We start from the raw sequence: 22,476 nt of genomic DNA on the forward strand, positions 1-22,476 counted from the left end.
TGTACGAGGATTTAACCCAGGCGTTTCTGGAAAAAGTGCCGCTGGTGCCCCGGCGGGTAATCGTCGATATGACCAAACTCACTGAACCCCAGCTTTCGATAAAACCCCGGCGCCTGGAAGCTGAAGGTGTCCAGCCAAATCCCCTGGCACCCCTTTTCGCGCGCCAAGTCTTCAGCGGCACGCATCAACCGTGTGCCGGTACCTTGGGTGCGCATCAAGTCCGGGATGCTCAAGAGTTCAACGAACAGCCACCCGTAGGAAATTTTTCCGTAGAGGCCACCGACAACCTCCTGAGTGTCTGGATCGCGCAGTAAAATCCCGACCGTTTCAAACGCCATGTCACCCGTATGGCTGAGGTTATACGCCCTCAACGGTTTAAGGATGGCCTCACGCTCCTGCGCCGTCACGTCGAACGACACCTCAATTGCTAATTCCATCGCCTGCTCCCTCGGTTGAGTTCCGTCGCCCGTCAGTATGCCTTGGCCACTGCGGCTAAAGCAGCGCTCAACGTGATGAAAGCGTTCACTGCGCTGGGCGTTTTAGGACAGCGTTCGCGCGGGTCGCACTGCTTGGGGCGCAGGAGAAAGTGTGCTCAATCGCCCCCAGCCGGCTCGACCATGAAGAATCCTGTTGAGCGCCTAAACTGCAGGCAGCCGTTGCGCGCTTTGCGCATCGCTCACGGCACCCGTGCCGACGGAGAGGTTAGCCACCATGTACGCCGGACAAATGGGTATGACGGCAACGAACGGTGAAATACGCTGCCAGAGGGTGGTTCAGATCATCTACTTTTTATGGGTGGCTTCACTGTTCTGCTGACTCATCAGTAACGCCTGCGCCCTGAATGTCAGCCTTGATTGCCAAGGCTGACACTTGCCCGAATTTCAGGCGCCACACCTACACACTCCAACCATGTGTTGGGCCTATTTCAAGCCGTGGTGCTGACGAGTGAACCGGACGAGCTGTTACCTTCCTCGGTAACCGCTTGCAACAGCGCCGACGTGGTCGTTTGCAATGCAGCCGACGTCGACATCACTTGCGCTTGAGCTGCCGCAACAGCCGCAGCCTTGGCGTCTGCGCTCTGGTTGCTCGATTGGGCTTTTTGCAAGGCTTGCTGCTGCTGTTCAAGCTGCTTTTGCAACAGCGCGATCTGCTTTTTCAACTGCTTGACGTTATCCGATTCCTTCGCACTCGATGACGTCGAACCACCACTGTCACCTGCCCCGCCAGCCGCTTTAGCGTCAGCGTTCGGATTGACCGCAGAGGCGCTGATGGCACTTTTGCTTTCAGTTGCAGTGGCATCAGCCGCTACAGCAGTGGCCTTAGTGCTGGGTACGGCAGTGGAATTGCTAACATTGATAAGCATGTCAGATGTCCGATGAATAAGGGGTAAAGGAGGGATCGGCCTTTGATTCGATTACTTTAGGCGTCTGTGTACTTTTATTAATGAATAATTCAAGACAACAAAAAAGGGCCCACCTTTCGGTGAGCCCTTCCAGACCGCCCAGCAGAGCGGATTTTGTTTGGTAGGCGCGATTGGACTCGAACCAACGACCCCCACCATGTCAAGGTGGTGCTCTAACCAACTGAGCTACGTGCCTGCTGTGAGGCGGCATTCTACGGAATTGCGCAGGGCTGTCAACATCTTTTTTGAAGCTAACCCTATGAATATGCGAATTATTTATTTGCGCAGAGTGCTCGCGTAGTTTTCGCTTGGCTGGCAGGCAATTTTCAACTCAGGTAGGATCGGAGCACTCGTAAAAAATATAAAACAGAGGTTCCAGGATGGCGAACACCGCGTACCCCCAGTCGTATTATGCAGCGTCCGCGAACGCGGTTCCGCCCCGACCGGCGCTGCAAGGTGAAGTCGACACTGATGTCTGTGTGATCGGTGCCGGCTATACCGGCCTCTCCAGCGCACTGTTTCTGCTGGAGAACGGTTTTCGCGTCACCGTGCTGGAGGCCGCCAAAGTCGGGTTTGGTGCGTCGGGTCGCAATGGCGGGCAGATCGTCAACAGCTACAGCCGCGACATTGATGTGATAGAGCGCAGCGTCGGCCCCAAGCAGGCGCAGTTGCTCGGGCAAATGGCGTTCGAAGGCAGCAGAATTATTCGCGAGCGCGTGGCCAAGTACCAGATCCAGTGCGACTTGAAAGACGGCGGTGTGTTCGCTGCGCTTAACAGCAAGCACATGGGCCACCTGGAATCGCAGCAGCGCCTGTGGGAGCGCTATGGCCATACGCAACTGGAGTTGCTGGATGAGCGTCGAATCCGCGAAGTCGTGGGCTGTGAAAACTATGTAGGCGGCCTGCTGGACATGAGTGGCGGCCATATTCACCCACTCAACTTGGCGCTGGGTGAAGCGGCTGCGGTGGAATCCCTTGGCGGCACGATCTACGAGCAGTCGGCGGCGGTGCGTATCGAGCGCGGCCCCAACCCCGTGGTGCACACCGCTGAGGGCAAGGTCAGGGCCAAGTTCATCATCGTTGCAGGCAATGCCTACCTTGGCAACCTGGTGCCGGAGCTGGCAGCCAAATCGATGCCGTGCGGCACCCAGGTCATCACCACCGCGCCGCTTGGCGATGAACTGGCCAAGACATTACTGCCGCAAGATTACTGCGTGGAAGACTGCAACTACCTGCTGGACTACTACCGCCTCACCCGCGACCAGCGCCTGATCTTCGGCGGCGGCGTGGTGTATGGCGCGCGCGACCCGGCCAATATCGAGGCGATCATCCGCCCTAAAATGCTCAAGGCCTTCCCGCAGCTCAACGATGTGAAAATCGATTACGCCTGGACCGGCAATTTCCTGCTGACCCTTTCGCGCCTGCCACAGGTAGGTCGCCTGGGCGACAACATCTATTATTCCCAAGGTTGCAGCGGCCATGGCGTGACGTACACGCACCTGGCAGGCAAGGTATTGGCGGAAGCCCTTCGAGGCCAGGCAGAGCGTTTTGATGCGTTTGCCGACTTGCCGCATTATCCGTTCCCGGGCGGGCAACTATTGCGTACGCCGTTTGCGGCGTTGGGCGCCTGGTATTACGGGCTGCGGGATAAGCTGGGGTTCTGAGGCAATACAACTGTGGGAGCGGGCTTGCTCCCACATAAAGCCAAATTGCAGACACAAAAAACCCCGGTCTCTCGACCAGGGTTGTTTGCTATCGGTTCAAAGAAGCTCAGGGCTTTCTTTGTGCTTCAAGGCGTTCAGTGGGCCTTGAGGCAGATATGGCGCAGCGGACGGGACTCGAACCCGCGACCCCCGGCGTGACAGGCCGGTATTCTAACCGACTGAACTACCGCTGCGTATCGCTTGACCGGCGGAGCCTAAACCCAACCGTCTTTAAACATCTGACCGATCAGCCTTGGCTGTTCAATCTCAAGCCCGACACGTCGGACCTGGAAAATATGGCGCAGCGGACGGGACTCGAACCCGCGACCCCCGGCGTGACAGGCCGGTATTCTAACCGACTGAACTACCGCTGCGCGTCGGTGCAACCTTTAAACGTTGCGTCTTGCCCCAAGGCAAAACTCTCAAGAAGTGGTGGGTGATGACGGGATCGAACCGCCGACCCTCTGCTTGTAAGGCAGATGCTCTCCCAGCTGAGCTAATCACCCTTTGCTTCGTTGAGGCCGCGAAATTTACGCAGGTAGCGAACCTAAGTCAATAGCAGGATTGAGTTTTTTTCAAAAACAGCCGCAAGCTACAAGCGCCAAGCCGCAAGTGAAAAGCCACCACCATCCGCCTTCACTTGTAGCTTATAGCTTATAGCTTATAGCTTGAAGCTACCTCTCACTGCTCGTAAATCATCTTCTTGCTCATGCCGCCATCCACGACAAACTCTTGCCCGGTGACAAACCCCGCCCGGCGCGACAGCAACCACGCCACCATCGCCGCCACATCTTCAACCGTCCCCACCCTGCCCGCCGGATGCTGCGCATGATCGGCGTCGGTCAGAGGCTCTGCACGGCGTGCCGCAGGGTCACGCGCATCGATCCAGCCAGGGCTGACGGCATTGACGCGCACCTCCGGCCCCAGGCTCATGGCCAACGCGTGTGTCAGCGCCAGCAGGCCACCCTTGCTCGCCGCATAGGCTTCAGTGTTCGGCTCTGACTGACGCGCCCGGGTCGACGCCAGGTTGACGATTGCACCGCCGTGAGCGCGCAGGTAAGGCGCACAGTGCTTGGCCAGTAACATCGGCCCACTGAGGTTCACCGCCAGCACGCGATTCCAGTGAGCCAGGTCGAGGCTTTCCAGGGTGATGTTGTGCGGGTCAGCGACTGCCGCGTTGCACACCAACGCGTCCAGGCGCCCGAACTGCCCCAGCACCTCGGCAACGCCCTGCGCGACTTGCTTCTCGTCAGCCACGTCCATGCTGATAAACCAGGCGTTGTCGCCCAGCACCTTGGACACCTTGGAACCGCGCTCGCGGTCCAGGTCGGTCAACACCACCTGCCAGCCTTCGCTGATCAGCCACGCGGCAATCCCCAGGCCTATGCCGCGCGCGGCACCGGTGACCAGCGCGACGCGCCCGTTACCGGCGGGCGCAGCGTCCATGGACCACTCGATCACAAGGCCGCCAGCCCGCGGGCCAGGTCAGCCTGCAAGTCGGCCACGTCCTCAAGCCCCACCGCAACGCGGATCAGGCTGTCACGGATACCGGCAGCTTCGCGCTCCTGCGGTGCCAAGCGACCGTGGGACGTAGTGGCCGGGTGGGTGATCGTGGTTTTGCTGTCACCCAGGTTGGCAGTGATGGAAATCAGCCGCGTTGCATCGATAAAGCGCCAGGCGCCCTCTTTGCCGCCCTTCACTTCGAAGCTCACCACGGCGCCGAAACCGCGCTGTTGGCGCTGAGCCAACGCGTGCTGCGGGTGGCTCTTGAGGCCGGCGTAATGCACCTTCTCGATGCCGTCCTGCTGCTCCAGCCATTCGGCCAGGGTTTGGGCATTCGCGCAGTGGGCCTTCATCCGCAGGCTGAGTGTCTCCAGGCCCTTGAGGAAGATCCATGCATTGAACGGGCTCAGGGTCGGCCCGGCAGTGCGCAGGAAACCCACGACTTCTTTCATCTGCTCGCTGCGCCCGGCAACCACCCCGCCCATGCAACGGCCCTGGCCGTCGATGAACTTGGTAGCCGAGTGCACCACAATGTCCGCGCCCAGCTTCAACGGCTGCTGCAACGCAGGCGTGCAGAAGCAGTTGTCGACGATCAACATGGCGCCCTGGGCGTGCGCCACGTCGGCCAGCGCAGCGATGTCCACCAACTCGGCCAGCGGGTTGGACGGCGACTCGACAAACAACAATTTGGTGTTGGCCTTGATCGCTGCATCCCAACCGGAGAGATCCGCCAGGGGCACGTAGTCGACTTCGATACCGAAGCGCTTGAAATACTTCTCAAACAGGCTGATGGTCGAACCGAACACGCTGCGCGACACCAGCACGTGGTCGCCGGCGCTGCACAGGCTCATCACCACGGCCAGGATGGCGGCCATGCCGGTCGCCGTGGCCACCGCTTGCTCAGCACCTTCCAGGGCCGCAATACGCTCTTCGAACGCACGCACGGTCGGGTTGGTGTAGCGCGAATAAACGTTGCCCGGCACTTCACCGGCAAAGCGCGCGGCGGCGTCGGCGGCCGTGCGGAACACATAGCTTGAGGTGAAAAACATCGGGTCACCGTGCTCACCTTCCGGGGTACGGTGCTGCCCGGCGCGCACGGCCAGGGTATCGAACGCTACGCCATCGAGGTCGCTGTCCAACCGACCGGCATCCCATTCCTGACTCATGCTGCGACTCCTTACTCAATGCTTTATTTAAGATACAAAACCGGCCCCTCAGGGCCGGTGTTTACTCAGTTGTTGTACAGATCGATAATCGCGCTGACCGCCTGGGTCTTGATCTTCGACGAGTCGTTGCGCGCCTGCTCGATCTTGTTCAGGTAGGCATCGTCAACGTCACCGGTCACGTACTTGCCGTCGAATACCGCACAGTCGAACTGCTCGATCTTGATCTTGCCACCGCCGACCGCTTCGATCAGGTCCGGCAGGTCCTGATAGATCAGCCAGTCGGCACCGATCAGGTCAGCCACGTCCTGGGTCGAACGGTTGTGGGCGATCAGTTCGTGGGCGCTCGGCATGTCGATACCGTACACGTTCGGGTACCGCACGGCAGGCGCAGCGGAGCAGAAGTACACGTTCTTCGCACCGGCTTCGCGGGCCATCTGAATGATCTGCTTGCAGGTAGTGCCGCGCACGATGGAGTCATCCACCAGCATTACGTTCTTGCCGCGAAATTCCAGCTCGATGGCATTCAGCTTCTGGCGCACCGACTTCTTGCGGGCCGCCTGGCCCGGCATGATAAAGGTGCGGCCGATGTAGCGGTTCTTGACGAAACCTTCGCGAAACTTCACACCCAAGTGGTTGGCCAGTTCCAGCGCAGCGGTACGGCTGGTGTCCGGAATCGGGATGACCACGTCGATATCATGCTCAGGACGCTCGCGCAGGATCTTGTCAGCGAGTTTCTCGCCCATGCGCAGACGCGCCTTGTACACCGAAACGCCGTCGATGATCGAATCCGGACGCGCCAGGTAGACGTGTTCGAAGATGCACGGGGTGAGTTTCGGGGCAACCGCGCATTGACGCGTGTGCAGCTTGCCGTCTTCAGTGATGTAGACCGCTTCGCCTGGCGCCAGGTCGCGAATCAGGGTGAAGCCGAGCACGTCCAACGACACGCTTTCGGAGGCGATCATGTACTCGACGCCCTCGTCGGTGTGACGCTGGCCGAACACGATCGGGCGAATGCCATGCGGGTCGCGGAAACCGACGATGCCATAACCGGTGATCATGGCCACGACCGCGTAGCCACCGACGCAACGGTTGTGCACGTCAGTCACGGCGGCGAATACATCTTCTTCGGTCGGCTGCAGCTTGCCGCGCTGGGCCAGCTCGTGAGCGAACACGTTGAGCAGCACTTCCGAATCGGAATTGGTGTTGACGTGGCGCAGGTCGGATTCGTAAATCTCCTTGGCCAGCTGTTCAACGTTGGTCAGGTTACCGTTGTGCGCCAGGGTAATGCCGTAAGGCGAGTTGACGTAAAACGGTTGAGCTTCGGCCGAGGTCGAGCTACCGGCAGTCGGGTAACGTACATGGCCAATGCCCATGTGCCCGACCAGGCGCTGCATGTGACGCTGATGGAACACGTCACGCACCAGACCATTGTCCTTGCGCAGGAATAACCGGCCATCATGGCTGGTCACAATACCGGCAGCGTCCTGGCCGCGGTGCTGGAGGACGGTTAGCGCGTCATACAGCGCCTGATTCACGTTCGACTTACCGACGATACCGACGATGCCACACATGCGACGCAACCCCTACTTAATGAATCTTGACTGAACACGACTTACTGAGGCGTTTTGGCCGGCAAGAGGTGTTCCTTGAACGGAAGATCAGCGGGTACGCTGATTCCGCTGGCCAGCCACTGACTGCTCCACCCCAAAATGAGGTTTTTGGACCAGTCGGCAACCAATAGAAATTTTGGCACGAGTACCGACTCTTGCCACCACGAATCCTGCTGTACCGGCCCCAGGCTCAACAGCCCGACTGCCACGACCACCAGCAACGCACCGCGTGCGGCGCCGAAGGCCATGCCAAGAAATCGATCGGTCCCGGAGAGGCCGGTGACACGTATCAACTCGCCAATAAGATAATTGACCATTGCGCCCACCAGCAGCGTGGCAATGAACATGATGGCGCAGCCCGCGATAACGCGAGCCGAAGGTGTTTCGATGTACCCGGCCAGGTAAACCGAGAGTGAACCACCAAACATCCAGGCGACAACCCCTGCGATGATCCAGGTCAGCAACGACAGTGCTTCTTTTACGAAGCCGCGGCTTAGACTGATCAAAGCGGAGATGGCGACAATTGCAACGATCGCCCAATCAACCCAGGTAAATGGCACAGTGCAGCCTACGGTCGGATAAGGCGGCGCATTTTAGCAGAGCGTCGGGCTGTCGGTAAGCTGTGTTTGTGGGTGCTTTGCAAATCAATCGGTTGTAGCACGTTAATGTGGGAGGGGGCTTGCTCCCGATAGCGGTCTGTCAGCGATAGACAGGCTGACTGACACATTGCCATCGGGAGCAAACCCCTCCCACAGTTGACTGCATTCCACGCTGAGACCGAGGCGAAATCAGCCGCGCTCAGGCTGGAAGCGCACCACAAAACCGTTGAGGTTCTGCTGGCGGCCCAGCAAGTCCCGCAAGCGATCCGCCTCGGCGCGCTCGATCAGCGGCCCGATAAACACACGATTCTTGCCATCTGCACTGCGGATATAGGCGTTATAGCCTTGGGCGCGCAGTTTTTTCTGCAAGGCGTCGGCGCTTTCACGGTTGGCCAAACTGGCAAGCTGGATCGACCAACTGATCGGCAGACCATTGGGGTCGATACGGCTTTGCCCCACATCCGGTTTACCCGGCGCGGCAGGTTGCGGCGCCACCGGCTTGGGCGCTGGCGCAGGCGCCGCAGGCTTGGCGGCAACAGCTGGCGCCGGAGCAGGCTTGACCACCGGCACACTCGGCTGCACCGGCATCGAAGGGGCTGCTCGCGCAGCCACTTCATCTTCGCTCGGCACGGGTTCTTGCGGCAGCGCCTGCGGCTCGGGCACGACCACAGGTTCCACTTGAACCTGGGGCACCACCGGCATTTGCGGTGCAGCCGGAGCGTCTACCACCACTTGGCGTTGTTCGTCCTGCCGGGAAAACAGCATGGGCAGAAAAATCACCGCCAGCGCCACCAACACCAGGGCTCCAACCATTCGCTGCTTGTATGCGCTATCAAGTAATGCCATGTGCAGCTTCCTCCGTGGAGCGCCGGGTCAGCCACTCTAGCGCCTCGGCAACACAATAAAATGATCCGAACAACAGAATCTCGTCGTCAGGCGTGGCCACTGCGCACTGCGCCTCAAGGGCATCAGTGACGCTTGCATACGACGCCACCGACGCCCCAAGGTTCTGCAAGGCCAGGTGCAACTCGGCAGCCGGGCGGCTGCGCGGCGTATCCAGTGGCGCCACCGCCCAGGCCTGCACATTGCCCAACAGCGGCGCAACCACGCCGTCCAGGTCCTTGTCGGCCAGCAGCCCGAACACTGCAAGGCGGCGCCCGACCGGCGCCGCACGCGACAGGCGCTGCGCCAGGTACTCGGCAGCATGCGGGTTATGCCCCACATCCAGCAGCAGGTTCAAGCGCTTGCCTTGCCAGTCGAACACGCGACGGTCCAGGCGGCCGACCACACGAGTCGCCAGCAACGTGGCGGCGATCTGCTCGGGATGCCACGGCAGGTCCAACAGCAGGTAGGCTTGCAGGGCGAGGGCGGCGTTTTCCATCGGCAAGTTCAACAGCGGTAAATCACGCAGCTCGACAACGTCGCCGCGTGCATCACGCCCGCGCCACTGCCAATGCTGGTCGCCGATGTCGAGCGTGAATTCGCGCCCGCGCAGGTAAAACCCACAATCGAGTTCGCGCACCTTGTCGAGCAACGGTTGCGGCGGGTCCAGGTCACCACACAGCGCAGGCTTGCCCTGGCGGAAGATCCCGGCTTTTTCATACGCGACGGACTCACGCGTATTGCCCAGATAGTCGGCATGATCGATGCCGATGCTGGTGATCAGCGCCAGGTCGGCGTCCACCACGTTGACCGTGTCCAGGCGCCCACCCAAACCGACTTCGAGGACGACCACGTCCAATTGCGCGCGCTCGAACAGCCAAAAAGCCGCCAAGGTGCCCATTTCGAAGTAAGTCAGGGAAATTTCGCCTCGCCCTGCATCAAGTGCGGCGAAGGCTTCGCAAAGCTGCTCGTCAGTGGCTTCGACGCCATTGAGCTGCACCCGCTCGTTGTAACGCAGCAAGTGCGGCGAGCTGTACACGCCAACCGTCAGCCCTTGGGCTTGCAGCAGCGCCGCGACAAAGGCACAGGTCGAGCCTTTGCCGTTGGTACCGGTCACCGTGATCACGCGCGGCGCCGGACGGCCCAACCCAAGGCGGGCCGCTACCTGTTGCGAGCGCTCCAGGCCCATGTCGATGGCTGACGGATGCAACTGCTCAAGGTAAGCGAGCCATTCGCCCAGGGTTCGCTGGGTCATAGGTTTGCAGGCACCGGCGGCACAACGATTGGCTCGATTTTAGGCGCGACGTACACCGGCGTCGGCAGGCCCATCATCTGCGCCAGCAGGCTACCCAAGCGCGGGCGCAACTCGCCACGCGCAATGATCATGTCGATTGCGCCGTGCTCCAGCAGGAACTCGCTGCGCTGGAAACCTTCAGGCAGTTTTTCGCGAACTGTTTGCTCGATCACGCGCGGGCCGGCGAAGCCGATCAACGCCTTGGGCTCGCCGACGATCACGTCACCCAGCATCGCCAGGCTGGCGGAAACGCCGCCGTAGACCGGGTCGGTCAATACGGAAATGAACGGGATGCCTTCTTCGCGCAGACGCGCCAATACCGCAGAGGTCTTGGCCATTTGCATCAGCGAGATCAGCGCTTCCTGCATACGCGCGCCACCGGAGGCGGCGAAGCAGATCATCGGGCAACGGTTTTCCAGCGCGTAGTTGGCGGCACGTACAAAACGCTCACCGACGATGGCGCCCATGGAGCCGCCCATGAACGAGAACTCAAAGGCCGAAACCACCACGGGCATGCCCAGCAGCTTGCCGCTGACGGAGATCAGCGCGTCTTTTTCGCCGGTTTGCTTCTGCGCGGCGGTCAGGCGGTCCTTGTACTTCTTGCCGTCGCGGAACTTGAGACGGTCAACCGGCTCCAGATCAGCACCCAGCTCGTTACGGCCATCGGCATCCAGGAAGATGTCGATGCGGGCGCGGGCGCCGATACGCATGTGGTGGTTGCACTTGGGGCAAACGTCCAGGGTCTTTTCCAGCTCTGGGCGGTAAAGCACCGCATCGCAGGATGGGCACTTGTGCCACAGACCTTCAGGAACCGAGCTTTTCTTTACCTCGGAACGCATGATCGAAGGGATCAGTTTGTCTACTAACCAGTTGCTCATGCTTTCTTTCTCCAGTACCGGTGGCTTGAACACAGCCCCGCGTATGCCCTTGAGCTAAATTCATATGTGGCAATGACACAGGCTGGACGGGGTCAGACGTTCGACCGGCCATTTCCTGCCTGTATCCTCAGCCTTCCAGACAACCTGCCAGCGCAGGGTTGCCACTTCATTTCCGGGCCTCCCACAGGTGGCGCCGGTGCTGTTTTACACAGTGGTAGTTATGGACGGCGGCAGACTGCCAGCCGTCACATCGCGCCACTGCTGTTGCGCACGGCCTGCATGAACGCGCGAATCTTGTGGTGATCCTTGATCCCTTTGCCCTGCTCTACCCCGCCGCTGACATCCACCGCGTACGGACGCACCTGTTCGATGGCTGCCGCGACATTGGCCGGGGTAAGCCCACCGGCCAGAATAATCGGCAAGCGCAAGCCCTCGGGAATCAGCGTCCAGTCGAAGGCCTCGCCGGTACCGCCCGGCACGCCCTCAACATAGGCGTCCAACAGCACCCCGCGAGCACCGGCATAGGCGGCACACGCAGCGGCAATGTCATCCCCGGCCTTGACGCGCAGCGCCTTGATATACGGGCGCTGGTAACTCTCGCACTCCTCAGGGCTTTCATCGCCATGAAATTGCAGCAGGTCGAGTGGTACGGCATCCAGGGTTTCATTGAGTTCGCAGCGGCTGGCGTTGACGAACAAGCCAACGGTGGTCACGAACGGCGGCAGCGCAGCGATAATCGCGCGCGCCTGCAGCACATTCACCGCTCGCGGGCTCTTGGCATAAAACACCAAACCAATCGCGTCCGCGCCCGCCTCGACTGCCGCCAGCGCGTCTTCTATGCGGGTAATCCCGCAAATCTTGCTGCGAACGGCGGACATGTCGTAGAAACCTCAGGGATTAAGCCGGGAAAGTCCCGGATGGTAACAAAAGCTTTTCCGGGCGTCAGCCGCCAAGTTCGCTGAAACCTGTGAGGAAGTGTGGCCCGATGAAACGATCCGGCAATTGGAACTCGTCGTGGTACTCCACATTCACCAGGTACAGGCCGAAGGGATGTGCCGTGACCCCGCCCGTGCGGCGCACGCGACTTTCGAGTACTTCCCTGGCCCATTCCACCGGGCGCTCGCCGGTGCCGATGGTCATCAGCACGCCGGCAATGTTGCGCACCATATGGTGCAGGAAGGAACCTGCACGAATATCCAGCACGATCATCTTGCCGTGGCGCGACACGCGCAGGTGATGCACTTGCTTGATCGGCGACTTGGCCTGGCACTGGCCGGCACGGAAGGCGCTGAAGTCATGCACACCGACCAAATGCTGCGCGGCCTCAGCCATGCGCTCGGCGTCCAGCGGGCGATGGTTCCAGGTGATTTCCTGATTGAGGTGCGCCGGGCGGATCTGATCGTTATAGATCACGTAGCGGTAACGCCGCGCGATGGCCTTGAAGCGCGCATGAAAATGCGCGGGCATGACTTTGGCCCAACTGACGCTGACGTCATGCGGCAAATTGATATTGGCGCCCATTACCCACGCTTTCATGCTGCGTTCGGCCTGAGTGTCAAAGTGCACCACTTGGCCACAGGCGTGAACACCGGCGTCGGTACGCCCGGCGCACATCAGCGAGACGGGCGAGTCGGCGACCTTCGACAAGGCCTTCTCCAGGGTTTCCTGAACCGTCAGCACGCCTGAAGCCTGGCGCTGCCACCCGCAATAGCGCGAGCCTTTATATTCGACGCCCAAGGCGATGCGGTTAAAGCCTGCGGCCGCCATTTCGGCGGCCGCGTTATCTATATTTGCCAAGAACTGAGAGCCTGATGAGTTGCGCAAAGGCGGCCATTATAAGGCGATGGCGGTAAGAGCGGCGCTTTTGTTGCAGGTCATATGAGGCGCTCATGTGCAAACGGGCTGGCTCGCGATGGCGCAGTGCCAGTCAAGTTAGGCCTCGACTGACCTTACGCATCGCGAGCAAGCCCGCTGCCACACTGGATTTGCGCCGCGGTTTAAATTTTACCGAGCATTTCCTTGGCTTCACCGCGCTGGGTTTCATCACCTTCGGTCAGCACTTCGGACAGGATGTCGCGCGCACCGTCCGCATCCCCCATGTCGATGTAGGCCTGGGCCAGGTCGAGCTTGGTGGCAACTTCATCGGTGCCGGAAAGGAAGTCGAATTCCGGCTCATCATCGCCCAACGCCGCATCGTCAGCGGTGAACGTAGGTTCGATGCGCGGATGCTCCAGGCTCTGCGACAAGCGATCCAGCTCGGCGTTGACATCATCAAGCTCTGAAGCAAAGGCATCGGGTTTGGCCGCAGCGGCCGGCTCATCGGCCAGCGACAGGTCAAAGTCTTCCGGCAGGTCAAAATCGTCGAGCGCGGCAGGCGTCAGGGTCGGAGGCTCAACCGCCGGCACGTCCTTCATCTGGTCTTCAAGGCCCGACAGAAAGTCATCGTCCGTCGGTGCGGAAGCCGGCGACTCCAGTTGCAGGTCAAGGTCAAAGTCGGACAGATCATCCGGGGCGGCCTTGACTTCAGTCTGGCTTTTGAGCAGCGACTCAAAGCTCGGCGCGTCTTCCGGGCGAACCACCGCAGGCGAGGCCGCTTCCAAATCGTCCAGGCTCAGGTCGAAATCAGTGTCGAATGCGTCAGGCTCCGCAGCGGGTGGCGCGGGCTTGTCTTCCAGCAAGTTCTTCACGTATTGAGCGTCCAGCGCCGCGGCGGCGACTGCGGCGCTGACACCCGCCGCTACCACAGCCATGGCGGGGAAGCGGTTCTTGAGCTGCTCGACCTGGGCATGGTTTTCACCATTGGCCACCAGTTGACGCTCTTGAGTGACAAAGCCGTCCTTGTCGCTTTGCAGGCCATACACTTCCATCAACTTCAAGCGCAGGTCGCTGCGCTTGGGTTCGCGCTTGATCGCCTGCTCCAACATATCAGCGGCCTGGTTCAAGTGGCCACGGTCGATATGCGATTGAGACTGAGCCAGCGCATCGTTGGAGTTTGCCGGGGCTACCGCAACGGCCAACGGCGCGAGCACGGAAGCCACCGTCGGCACCACGACCGGGTCAACCACCGGCGCCGGAGCCGGCGCGGCAGCCGCCAACTTGACGCTCGGTGGCGCAACCTCCAAGCCTTCGAAGCTGTCAGGTGGCAGGTCGTGATCGACACTCGAAGTGAACGCCGACTCTTCGGCCAGTGCCCGCGCCATACGCAGGTGTTTTTCTTCTTCGAGACGGGCATTACGATGACGCGCCCACAACAGCAGGAGCAACAACACCAGTAAACCCGCCGCACCGCCGATCACGCCCAGCACGATCGGGTTGGTCAGCAGCTCATTGAATTTGCCTTCGGTGCTGGCAGGTTCGGCAGCCGGCTTGACGGCCTCGGGTGCAGGGGCGGGTTCAGGCGCTGCGGCTGTCGACGCAGCATCCTGGGCAGCAGCAGCATCGTCGAGCGCCGCCTCCGGGTCCGCGGGAGTGGCCGCAGGCTCAGCAGCCAATTGAGCAGGCATCGCCGCAGTCGCCTGCGCCGCCGGGTCAGCCTGCAACCTGGCCAACTGATCGTTTTTTAGCTGGATCAGCTTTTGCAACTTATCAAGTTGGCTTTGCAAGTCAGCCGCACGGCTTTTCAGCTCAGCGTTATCACGGCGCGTGGTGTCCAGCTCTTCCTGAGTCATCGCCAGCTTGTCGCTCAACGCGCGGCCGTCACCGGCCGCTCCCTGCGCGCCTTTTTTGGTGGCTTCGGCCGAGACCAGGCTCAAGTTGTCCTTGGCAGTGGTGCTCGACGGCGCGTTGCCCGCCTCGGTACGCCGGGTGGCGTCCAGTTGCTGCTTGCCCAGGGCTTGATTGCTGGCGGTACGACGACCTTCCCGCCAGGCCGCGTTTTGCTTGCTCACTTCGGCAATCGCTTCGGGCTGTGGCAGGCTGCTCGCTTGCACGCGATCCGGCAGACGCAGAACCTGCCCGGTTTTCAGGCGGTTGATATTGCCGTCGATAAAGGCATCCGGGTTCAGCGCCTGGATGGCCAGCATGGTTTGCTGGACCGAGGCGCCATTACGGTTTTTCGCGGCAATTTCCCACAAAGTGTCGCGAGAAGTCGTGGTGTGGCGGGCGGATTTGCTGATGTTCGGTGCGGTATTGGCCGGTACAGTAGCAGTCCGTGCGGTACTGCCTGGCGCACTCAAGCGTGGGGCGGGCGCGCCGGCAGTCGGCGCCGCCTGTTCGAACTTGGCCGGGTCGAGCAACACACTGTAGTCGCGCATCAGACGGCCACTGGGCCATTGCACTTGCAGCAGGAAGCGTACGTAGGAATCCGGCAACGGCTTGCTGGAGGTGACGCGCACCACGCTGCGGCCGTTGGGGTTGACCACCGGGGTGAACGTCAGGTCATTGAGAAACGCTTGGCGATCCACGCCTGCATTCACGAACGCTTGTTCGGATGCCAGGCTCGGGGTGATTTCGGAAGCCGTGAGGCCACCGACATCGAGCAATTCAATTTCCACCGACAGTGGCTGGTTCAACTTCGACTTGAGGGTCATCTCCCCAAGTTGCAGCGCCTGCGCCATACCGGAGGTCAGCGCCGAGGCGGCCGCTATTGCTAACACCAGTTTGCGAACTTGAACCATAGCCTCATCCTTTGTGTGAACACTCCCCGGCCTGCGAGAAGGTTGGTAACCGCTGCCATAAGGCATGGCGAGCCGATAGGTTACCGACGCGCTTCTGTTCCGCTTAGGGCCAAGCATAGCGCTTGGCTAGAATCAATCTACAAATTGCACCCAAGTATCTTTTACGCAAGGCCTTTTATCAACAACTGCGCCAATTGCACGGCATTCAGCGCCGCGCCTTTGCGTACGTTATCTGACGTCAGCCATAGATTTAGTTCCGCCGGGTCGTCCACACCCGCACGCACTCTGCCGACATAGACCACATCCTGGCCAACCGCATCACCCACGGCGGTGGGGTAGTCGCCCTCCTCCACCCGCTCGATACCCGGCGCAGTGTCGAGTGCGCGGTTGACGGCGGCAAGGTCGACCGCCGCGCCCAACTGCAATGACACGGTCAGGCTATCGCCAAAAAACACCGGCGCTTGAACGCAGGTTGCGGAAATCTTCAGCAAAGGAGTTTCCAGCACTGCACGCAGTTCGTGTACGAGACGCTTCTCCAGGGCTGTATGACCTTGGGCGTCCGGCGTGCCGACTTGTGCCAGCAGGTTGAAAGCCATCTGCCGATCAAAAAACGTGGGCTCCAATGGGCGCACATTCAGCAGCTCGGCGGTCTGGCGGGCCAGTTCACTGACAGCCTCACGGCCTTGCGCCGATACAGCCAGGTTAGCGGTGACGCTGACGCGCTGAATATCCAGCAAACCGCGCAGCGGTGCCAGGACTACCGCCAGGTTGGTCGCGGACGGGCTTGGGCTGCCGAGCTGGAAGGGCTTTTTCAGGCCTTGCAGAATGTGCGCGTTGGCTTCCGGCACCACTTGGGGCGCCTGCTCGGGCGGCAAGGCACCGGAAAGGTCGATCACCGAGCAGCCTGCGGCAGTGGCGCGCGGGGCGAAACTGAGGGTCACTGCCGGGCCGGCCGCAAAGAACGCGAGCTGCACTTTGCTGAAGTCAAATTCATCGACTTCTTTAACCCGCACGTTTTTGCCGCGAAACGGCACTGAGGCGCCGGCAGAGTTGTTGCCCGCCAGCAGGTACAGCGTGCCTACCGGGAATGCCAGCTCTTCGAGGATCTGCACCAGGGTTTCGCCAACCGTGCCGGTGGCGCCGATCACTGCGATATCAAAGGTCTGGGTCATGCTGGCTGCCTCGGGCATTGCGGGGGGAGCGGCACTTTACCGGGTGGCTGGGGGTGAGGCAATTAACCTGGCTTTTTGCATGGGCTGATGGCCTCATCGGGAGCAAGCCCCCTCGCACAGTTGAAAGGTGCTCACATATCCAAATGTGGGAGGGGGCTTGCTCCCGATGAGGCCCTAAAGAGCAACAAAAAACCCGCGCCTGTCTCCAGAGCGCGGGTTCTTGATTACCAGCAGCGATTACCGCTCCAGCAAAATCCGCAGCATGCGACGCAGCGGTTCGGCCGCGCCCCACAGCAGTTGGTCGCCTACGGTGAACGCGCCCAGATACTGCGTGCCCATGTTCAGCTTGCGCAGGCGCCCAACCGGCACATTCAGGGTGCCCGTCACCTTGGTAGGGCTCAGCTCCTGCATGCTGATATCACGGTTGTTCGGCACCAGCTTGACCCACGGGTTGTGCTGGCTGATCAGCCCTTCAATATCCGCGATCGGCACATCTTTGTTCAGCTTGATGGTCAGCGCCTGGCTGTGGCAACGCATTGCGCCGATGCGCACACAAATGCCATCTACCGGGATCGGGTTCTTGAAGCGCCCCAGAATCTTGTTGGTCTCAGCCTGAGCCTTCCACTCTTCACGGCTCTGCCCGTTCGGCAGTTCCTTGTCGATCCAGGGGATCAAGCTACCCGCCAATGGCACACCGAAGTTCTCGGTCGGGTAGGCATCACTGCGCATGGCTTCGGCCACGCGGCGGTCGATGTCGAGAATCGCACTGGCCGGGTCAGCCAGTTGATCGGCAACAGCGGCGTGGGTTGCGCCCATTTGCTTGATCAGCTCGCGCATGTTCTGCGCGCCGGCGCCGGAGGCCGCTTGATAAGTCATCGCGCTCATCCACTCGACCAGGCCAGCTTCGAACAAGCCACCCAGGCCCATCAGCATCAGGCTGACGGTGCAGTTGCCACCGACGTAGTTCTTGGTGCCGGCGTCCAGCTGCTGGTCGATGACCTTGCGGTTAACCGGGTCGAGAATGATGACCGCGTCGTCCTGCATGCGCAGGCTTGAGGCGGCGTCGATCCAGTAACCCTGCCAGCCGGCTTCGCGCAGTTTAGGGAAGACTTCGCTGGTGTAGTCGCCACCCTGGCAGGTCAAAATCACATCGAGGGTTTTCAGCTCTTCAATGCTGTAGGCGTCCTTGAGCGGGGCAATATCCTTGCCCACGGACGGCCCTTGGCCACCCACGTTCGAAGTGGTGAAAAACACCGGCTCAATAAGATCGAAATCCTGCTCTTCCAGCATCCGCTGCATGAGCACGGAACCGACCATACCGCGCCAACCGATCAGACCTACACGTTTCATCGCAACTACACCTTGTTAAAAAGTGGGCCGCCTTGCAGCAACAACTGCAAGCGGGCCCGAGAGATTACAGATTCCGCAGGGCGGCGACTACTGCGTCGCCCATTTCTTGCGTACCGACTTGGGTGCAACCTTGTGACCAAATGTCACCGGTGCGCAGGCCCTGGTCCAAAACCAGGCTCACGGCCTTCTCGATGGCGTCCGCTGCGTCACTCAGGTTGAAGCTGTAACGCAGCATCATCGAGACCGACAAAATAGTCGCCAACGGGTTGGCAATGCCCTGGCCCGCGATGTCTGGCGCCGAACCGTGGCACGGCTCGTACATGCCCTTGTTATGGGTGTCCAGCGACGCCGATGGCAGCATGCCTATAGAACCGGTGAGCATTGAGGCCTGGTCGGACAGGATGTCGCCGAACAGGTTGTCGGTGACGATCACGTCGAACTGCTTGGGCGCGCGCACCAGTTGCATGGCGGCGTTGTCGACGTACATGTGGCTCAGTTCGACGTCCGGGTAGTCCTTGGCGACTTCTTCGACGATTTCGCGCCACAGTTGGCTGGAGGCCAACACGTTGGCTTTATCCACCGAGCAGACCTTTTTGCTGCGCACGCGGGCCATGTCGAAACCGACACGCGCGATACGCCGGATTTCGCTCTCGCTGTACGGCAGGGTGTCGTAGGCCTGGCGCTCGCCGTTTTCGAGTTCACGCACGCCGCGCGGCGAGCCGAAATAGATACCGCCGGTCAGCTCACGCACAATCAGAATATCCAGGCCCGCCACCACTTCCGGCTTCAAGCTTGAAGCGTCGGCCAGTTGCGGGTATAGGATCGCCGGGCGCAGGTTGCCGAACAAGCCCAACTGCGCGCGGATTTTCAACAGGCCGCGTTCCGGGCGAATGTCGCGTTCGATCTTGTCCCATTTCGGGCCGCCCACGGCGCCCAGCAACACCGCGTCCGCCGCGCGTGCACGCTCCAGGGTTTCGTCGGCCAGCGGCACGCCGTGCTTGTCGATAGCGGCGCCGCCGATCACGTCGTGGCTCAGTTCGAAGCCCAAGCTGTACTTGGTGTTGGCCAATTCCAGGACTTTGACCGCTTCGGCCATGATTTCCGGGCCAATACCGTCGCCAGGGAGAATCAGAATCTGCTTGCTCATGCGTTCCTCATTTCATCAAGCGACCCGCCCATGGGCAGGCCGGGAAAAATTAATCCGCCCAGACCACCAGCACGTCGGTGCTGAAGGTGCCGTCGGCTTGAATCTCGAAATAATCACGGACCTCCTGGCCCATCGACTGTTGCAGCGCCAGGATCGCGGCGCGCAACACCTCTGGCGTGCGCATGCGCTCAACCCACGAGGTGTATTCCAAACGCAGGCGCTGGCGACTGCTGTTACGTACGTGCAAACCGGCTTCGCTGAGTTGACGCATCCATTCGCCGGCGGAGTAATCGCGCACGTGGCTGGTGTCGCGCAACACTTCGACGGTTTGCAGGTAAGTGTCCAACAGCGGGCTGCCCGGTGACAAGACGTCAACGAAGGCCGCCACGCCGCCCGGTTTGAGCACCCGGCGCACTTCGCGCAGGGCCAGGCCGAGGTCACTCCAGTGGTGCGCCGAATAGCGGCTGAATACGAAGTCGAACTCGCCCGCAGCGAACGGCAAACGCTCGGCGGCGCCGTGCACTGTGCGGATGTTGCTCAGGCCACGGTCTACGGCAGCAGCGGCCACCACATCGAGCATCGGCTGGGACAGGTCGTAGGCGACGACTTCTTTAACCAGTGGGGCCACGTTGAAACTCACATGGCCAGCCCCGCAGCCCAAATCCAGAAGCCGTGCAGCGCCCTGCCCGGCCAGTTCGGCCTGGAGCAGCGCGAATTCGGTGCCTTGAGCGTGCACGGCACTGCTCAGGTAGGCCGAGGCTTGCTCGCCGAATTGTTTTTGCACGACTTGGGTGTGGGCGGTGTTGGTCATGGTGAGTCTCTTGGATTTTGTGTGGTTAACACTGGCCTCATCGGGAGCAAGTCGAATCGTCGCACCGCCCCTCCCACATTTGATTGCATTTCAACTGAAGAAACTCGGTCGAATGTGGGAGCGGGCTTGCTCGCGAAGGGGCCAGTCCGGTCTACATAAAATCAGCCTACATAAAATCAGGCATCGCGAAACAACCAGGGCTGACTCGCCCGGTGCTTGGCTTCAAACGCCGCAATCGCGTCGCCGTCCTGCAGGGTCAGGCCGATGTCATCCAGGCCGTTGACTAGGCAGTGCTTGCGGAACGCGTCGACTTCAAAGTGGTAAACCTTGCCGTCCGGGCGGGTCACGGTCTGCGCCACCAGGTCGACGGTCAGTTGGTAGCCCACATCCGCCTCGACTTGCTGGAACAGCTCATCCACTTCAGCGTCGCTCAAGATGATCGGCAGCAAGCCGTTCTTGAAGCTGTTGTTGAAGAAAATGTCGGCGTAGCTCGGCGCGATGATGCTGCGAAAGCCATATTCTTCCAGGGCCCACGGCGCGTGCTCACGGCTGGAGCCGCAGCCGAAGTTCTCACGGGCGAGTAACACGCTGGCGCCCTGGTAGCGCTCGGCATTAAGCACAAAATCCTTGTTCAACGGGCGCTTGGAGTTGTCCTGGTAGGCGTAGCCCACGTCCAGGTAGCGCCACTCGTCGAACAGGTTAGGGCCGAAACCGGTGCGCTTGATCGACTTCAAAAATTGCTTGGGGATGATCTGGTCGGTGTCCACGTTGGCACGGTCCAACGGCGCAACCAAACCGGTGTGTTGGGTAAAAGCTCTCATCGGGGTTTCCTCAGATCAATTCGCGAACGTCGATGAAACGACCGTTGACGGCCGCCGCAGCGGCCATCGCCGGGCTGACCAAGTGGGTACGCCCGCCGTTGCCCTGGCGCCCTTCGAAGTTACGGTTGGAGGTGGACGCGCAATGCTCGCCCGACTCCAAACGGTCCGGGTTCATCGCAAGGCACATGGAGCAACCCGGCTCACGCCATTCAAAACCGGCTTCGAGGAAAATCTTGTCCAGGCCTTCCGCTTCGGCCTGCGCTTTAACCAGGCCCGAGCCTGGCACCACGATGGCTTGCTTGATGGTCGAGGCGACTTTGCGGCCCTTGGCGATCGCGGCGGCGGCACGCAGGTCTTCGATGCGCGAGTTGGTGCAGGACCCGATGAACACACGGTCCAACTGAATATCGGTGATCGCCTGGTTGGCTTTCAAACCCATGTATTTCAAGGCACGTTCGATGGAACCGCGCTTGACCAGGTCGGCTTCCTTGGCCGGGTCCGGTACGTTCTGGTCAACCGCCACGACCATCTCCGGCGAGGTGCCCCAGCTGACTTGTGGCTTGATCTGGGTAGCGTCGAGTTCAACCACGGTGTCGAACACCGCATCGGCGTCGGACACCAGGTCTTTCCAGGCTTCAACCGCTGCGTCCCAGTCTGCGCCTGCCGGTGCGAATGGGCGGCCCTTGACGTACTCAACGGTTTTTTCGTCCGCCGCCACCATGCCGACACGGGCACCGGCTTCGATGGACATGTTGCAGATGGTCATGCGGCCTTCGATGGACAAGTCGCGAATAGCGCTGCCAGCGAACTCGATGGCATGGCCATTACCGCCGGCCGTACCGATCTTGCCGATGACCGCGAGCACGATGTCTTTGGCGGTTACGCCGAACGGCAAGGTGCCTTCGACGCGCACCAACATGTTCTTCATTTTCTTGGCGACCAGGCACTGCGTGGCGAACACATGTTCCACCTCGGAGGTGCCAATACCGTGCGCCAACGCGCCGAACGCGCCGTGGGTCGAGGTGTGGGAGTCGCCGCAGACCACGGTCATGCCGGGCAAGGTGGCGCCCTGCTCCGGGCCGATCACGTGGACGATGCCCTGGCGTACGTCATTCATCTTGAATTCGGTGATGCCGTATTCGTCGCAATAGTCATCAAGTGTTTGCACCTGCAAACGCGACACTGTGTCGACAATCGCTTCGATGCCGCCCTTGCGCTCCGGGGTGGTCGGTACGTTGTGGTCCGGGGTGGCGATGATCGAGTCGACACGCCATGGCTTGCGCCCGGCCAGCCGCAGGCCTTCAAACGCTTGAGGCGAGGTCACTTCATGGATGATGTGACGGTCGATATAGATCAGCGACGAACCATCGTCGCGCCGTTTCACTTCATGCGAATCCCAAAGCTTGTCGTACAGCGTTTTGCCGGCCATCGGTTGGTCCTCATCATCGGTGTTTCTATGCCCCGGGCCTTGAGCGGCTCAATAACCCTTTGGCTTGTGAGGCCGATGGTATGGCGCTACATT

At 60.7% G+C, this 22,476-nt stretch carries 19 protein-coding genes and 4 tRNA genes; 1 reads left to right on the top strand and 22 read right to left on the bottom strand.

Translation table 11 applies throughout. From position 1 onward, the window contains the following. Positions 1-11 precede the first annotated feature (11 nt). From ACOZK9_RS03650 to ACOZK9_RS03660, 3 genes are all read right to left on the bottom strand, one after another. On the bottom strand, positions 12-437 hold the full coding sequence (locus ACOZK9_RS03650; RefSeq protein ID WP_122250411.1) for a GNAT family N-acetyltransferase: 426 nt from the start codon (positions 435-437) through the stop codon (positions 12-14). A 488-nt stretch (positions 438-925) separates the two neighbouring features. Then, positions 926-1,363, bottom strand: coding sequence for a hypothetical protein (locus tag ACOZK9_RS03655; RefSeq protein WP_152745472.1), 438 nt, complete (start codon positions 1,361-1,363; stop codon positions 926-928). Positions 1,364-1,521: 158 nt separating this feature from the next. After that, positions 1,522-1,598: transfer RNA gene (locus tag ACOZK9_RS03660), tRNA-Val, on the bottom strand. 184 nt (positions 1,599-1,782) lie between these two features. Here ACOZK9_RS03660 and ACOZK9_RS03665 point away from each other — a divergent pair. Continuing rightward, on the top strand, positions 1,783-3,066 hold the full coding sequence (locus tag ACOZK9_RS03665) for an NAD(P)/FAD-dependent oxidoreductase (protein WP_421555298.1): 1,284 nt from the start codon (positions 1,783-1,785) through the stop codon (positions 3,064-3,066). A 156-nt stretch (positions 3,067-3,222) separates the two neighbouring features. Here ACOZK9_RS03665 and ACOZK9_RS03670 read toward each other — a convergent pair. The 19 genes from ACOZK9_RS03670 to leuC all read right to left on the bottom strand — a co-directional run bounded on the left by ACOZK9_RS03670 (position 3,223) and on the right by leuC (position 22,383). Then, a tRNA-Asp gene (locus ACOZK9_RS03670) sits at positions 3,223-3,299 on the bottom strand. 103 nt (positions 3,300-3,402) lie between these two features. Next, positions 3,403-3,479: transfer RNA gene (locus tag ACOZK9_RS03675), tRNA-Asp, on the bottom strand. Between the two features lie 56 nt (positions 3,480-3,535). Then, positions 3,536-3,611, bottom strand: a tRNA-Val gene (locus ACOZK9_RS03680). 175 nt (positions 3,612-3,786) lie between these two features. Then, positions 3,787-4,551, bottom strand: a complete 765-nt coding sequence (locus ACOZK9_RS03685; RefSeq protein ID WP_421555299.1) for an SDR family oxidoreductase — start codon at positions 4,549-4,551, stop codon at positions 3,787-3,789. A gap of 11 nt (positions 4,552-4,562) precedes the next feature. Beyond that, positions 4,563-5,774, bottom strand: a complete 1,212-nt coding sequence (locus ACOZK9_RS03690) for an O-succinylhomoserine sulfhydrylase (protein ID WP_122249883.1) — start codon at positions 5,772-5,774, stop codon at positions 4,563-4,565. Positions 5,775-5,839: 65 nt separating this feature from the next. Beyond that, entirely contained in the window at positions 5,840-7,345 is a 1,506-nt protein-coding gene (gene purF, locus ACOZK9_RS03695) for an amidophosphoribosyltransferase (RefSeq protein ID WP_058412139.1), read from the bottom strand. 41 nt (positions 7,346-7,386) lie between these two features. Next, positions 7,387-7,944: a CvpA family protein gene (locus ACOZK9_RS03700; RefSeq protein WP_003192538.1), complete on the bottom strand. Its 558-nt coding sequence runs from the start codon at positions 7,942-7,944 to the stop codon at positions 7,387-7,389. Positions 7,945-8,172: 228 nt separating this feature from the next. Further along, positions 8,173-8,829 carry an SPOR domain-containing protein gene (locus ACOZK9_RS03705; RefSeq protein WP_421555300.1) on the bottom strand — a complete coding sequence of 219 codons (657 nt, stop codon included), beginning with the start codon at positions 8,827-8,829 and terminating at the stop codon, positions 8,173-8,175. After that, complete coding sequence (gene folC / locus ACOZK9_RS03710; RefSeq protein ID WP_421555301.1) at positions 8,816-10,120, bottom strand: bifunctional tetrahydrofolate synthase/dihydrofolate synthase; 1,305 nt, start codon at positions 10,118-10,120, stop codon at positions 8,816-8,818. Before folC ends, ACOZK9_RS03705 begins: the two co-directional genes overlap by 14 nt. Continuing rightward, complete coding sequence (gene accD / locus ACOZK9_RS03715) at positions 10,117-11,037, bottom strand: acetyl-CoA carboxylase, carboxyltransferase subunit beta (RefSeq protein ID WP_058412142.1); 921 nt, start codon at positions 11,035-11,037, stop codon at positions 10,117-10,119. The genes folC and accD overlap by 4 nt, the downstream gene beginning before the upstream one ends. A 245-nt stretch (positions 11,038-11,282) precedes the next feature. Further along, positions 11,283-11,915 carry a phosphoribosylanthranilate isomerase gene (locus ACOZK9_RS03720; RefSeq protein ID WP_122249886.1) on the bottom strand — a complete coding sequence of 211 codons (633 nt, stop codon included), beginning with the start codon at positions 11,913-11,915 and terminating at the stop codon, positions 11,283-11,285. Between the two features lie 64 nt (positions 11,916-11,979). Then, the gene (truA, locus tag ACOZK9_RS03725) at positions 11,980-12,804 is read right to left on the bottom strand and encodes a tRNA pseudouridine(38-40) synthase TruA (protein ID WP_122249887.1); all 825 of its coding nucleotides are present in this window, start codon (positions 12,802-12,804) and stop codon (positions 11,980-11,982) included. A gap of 230 nt (positions 12,805-13,034) precedes the next feature. Next, on the bottom strand, positions 13,035-15,653 hold the full coding sequence (locus ACOZK9_RS03730) for a motility hub landmark protein FimV (RefSeq protein WP_421555302.1): 2,619 nt from the start codon (positions 15,651-15,653) through the stop codon (positions 13,035-13,037). Between the two features lie 161 nt (positions 15,654-15,814). Next, positions 15,815-16,825: an aspartate-semialdehyde dehydrogenase gene (locus ACOZK9_RS03735; protein ID WP_122249889.1), complete on the bottom strand. Its 1,011-nt coding sequence runs from the start codon at positions 16,823-16,825 to the stop codon at positions 15,815-15,817. A 237-nt stretch (positions 16,826-17,062) separates the two neighbouring features. Beyond that, the gene (gene asd, locus ACOZK9_RS03740) at positions 17,063-18,175 is read right to left on the bottom strand and encodes an aspartate-semialdehyde dehydrogenase (protein ID WP_058412147.1); all 1,113 of its coding nucleotides are present in this window, start codon (positions 18,173-18,175) and stop codon (positions 17,063-17,065) included. Between the two features lie 64 nt (positions 18,176-18,239). Beyond that, positions 18,240-19,322, bottom strand: coding sequence for a 3-isopropylmalate dehydrogenase (gene leuB, locus ACOZK9_RS03745; RefSeq protein WP_058412148.1), 1,083 nt, complete (start codon positions 19,320-19,322; stop codon positions 18,240-18,242). 49 nt (positions 19,323-19,371) lie between these two features. Then, positions 19,372-20,133, bottom strand: a complete 762-nt coding sequence (locus ACOZK9_RS03750; RefSeq protein ID WP_058412149.1) for a class I SAM-dependent methyltransferase — start codon at positions 20,131-20,133, stop codon at positions 19,372-19,374. Between the two features lie 176 nt (positions 20,134-20,309). Next, positions 20,310-20,954, bottom strand: a complete 645-nt coding sequence (gene leuD / locus ACOZK9_RS03755) for a 3-isopropylmalate dehydratase small subunit (RefSeq protein WP_152749670.1) — start codon at positions 20,952-20,954, stop codon at positions 20,310-20,312. Positions 20,955-20,964: 10 nt separating this feature from the next. After that, positions 20,965-22,383 carry a 3-isopropylmalate dehydratase large subunit gene (gene leuC / locus ACOZK9_RS03760; RefSeq protein ID WP_058412151.1) on the bottom strand — a complete coding sequence of 473 codons (1,419 nt, stop codon included), beginning with the start codon at positions 22,381-22,383 and terminating at the stop codon, positions 20,965-20,967. Positions 22,384-22,476: the final 93 nt, after the last annotated feature.

The organism is Pseudomonas kitaguniensis (assembly GCF_049199985.1).
GTDB classification, from domain to species: Bacteria; Pseudomonadota; Gammaproteobacteria; order Pseudomonadales; family Pseudomonadaceae; genus Aquipseudomonas; species Aquipseudomonas kitaguniensis.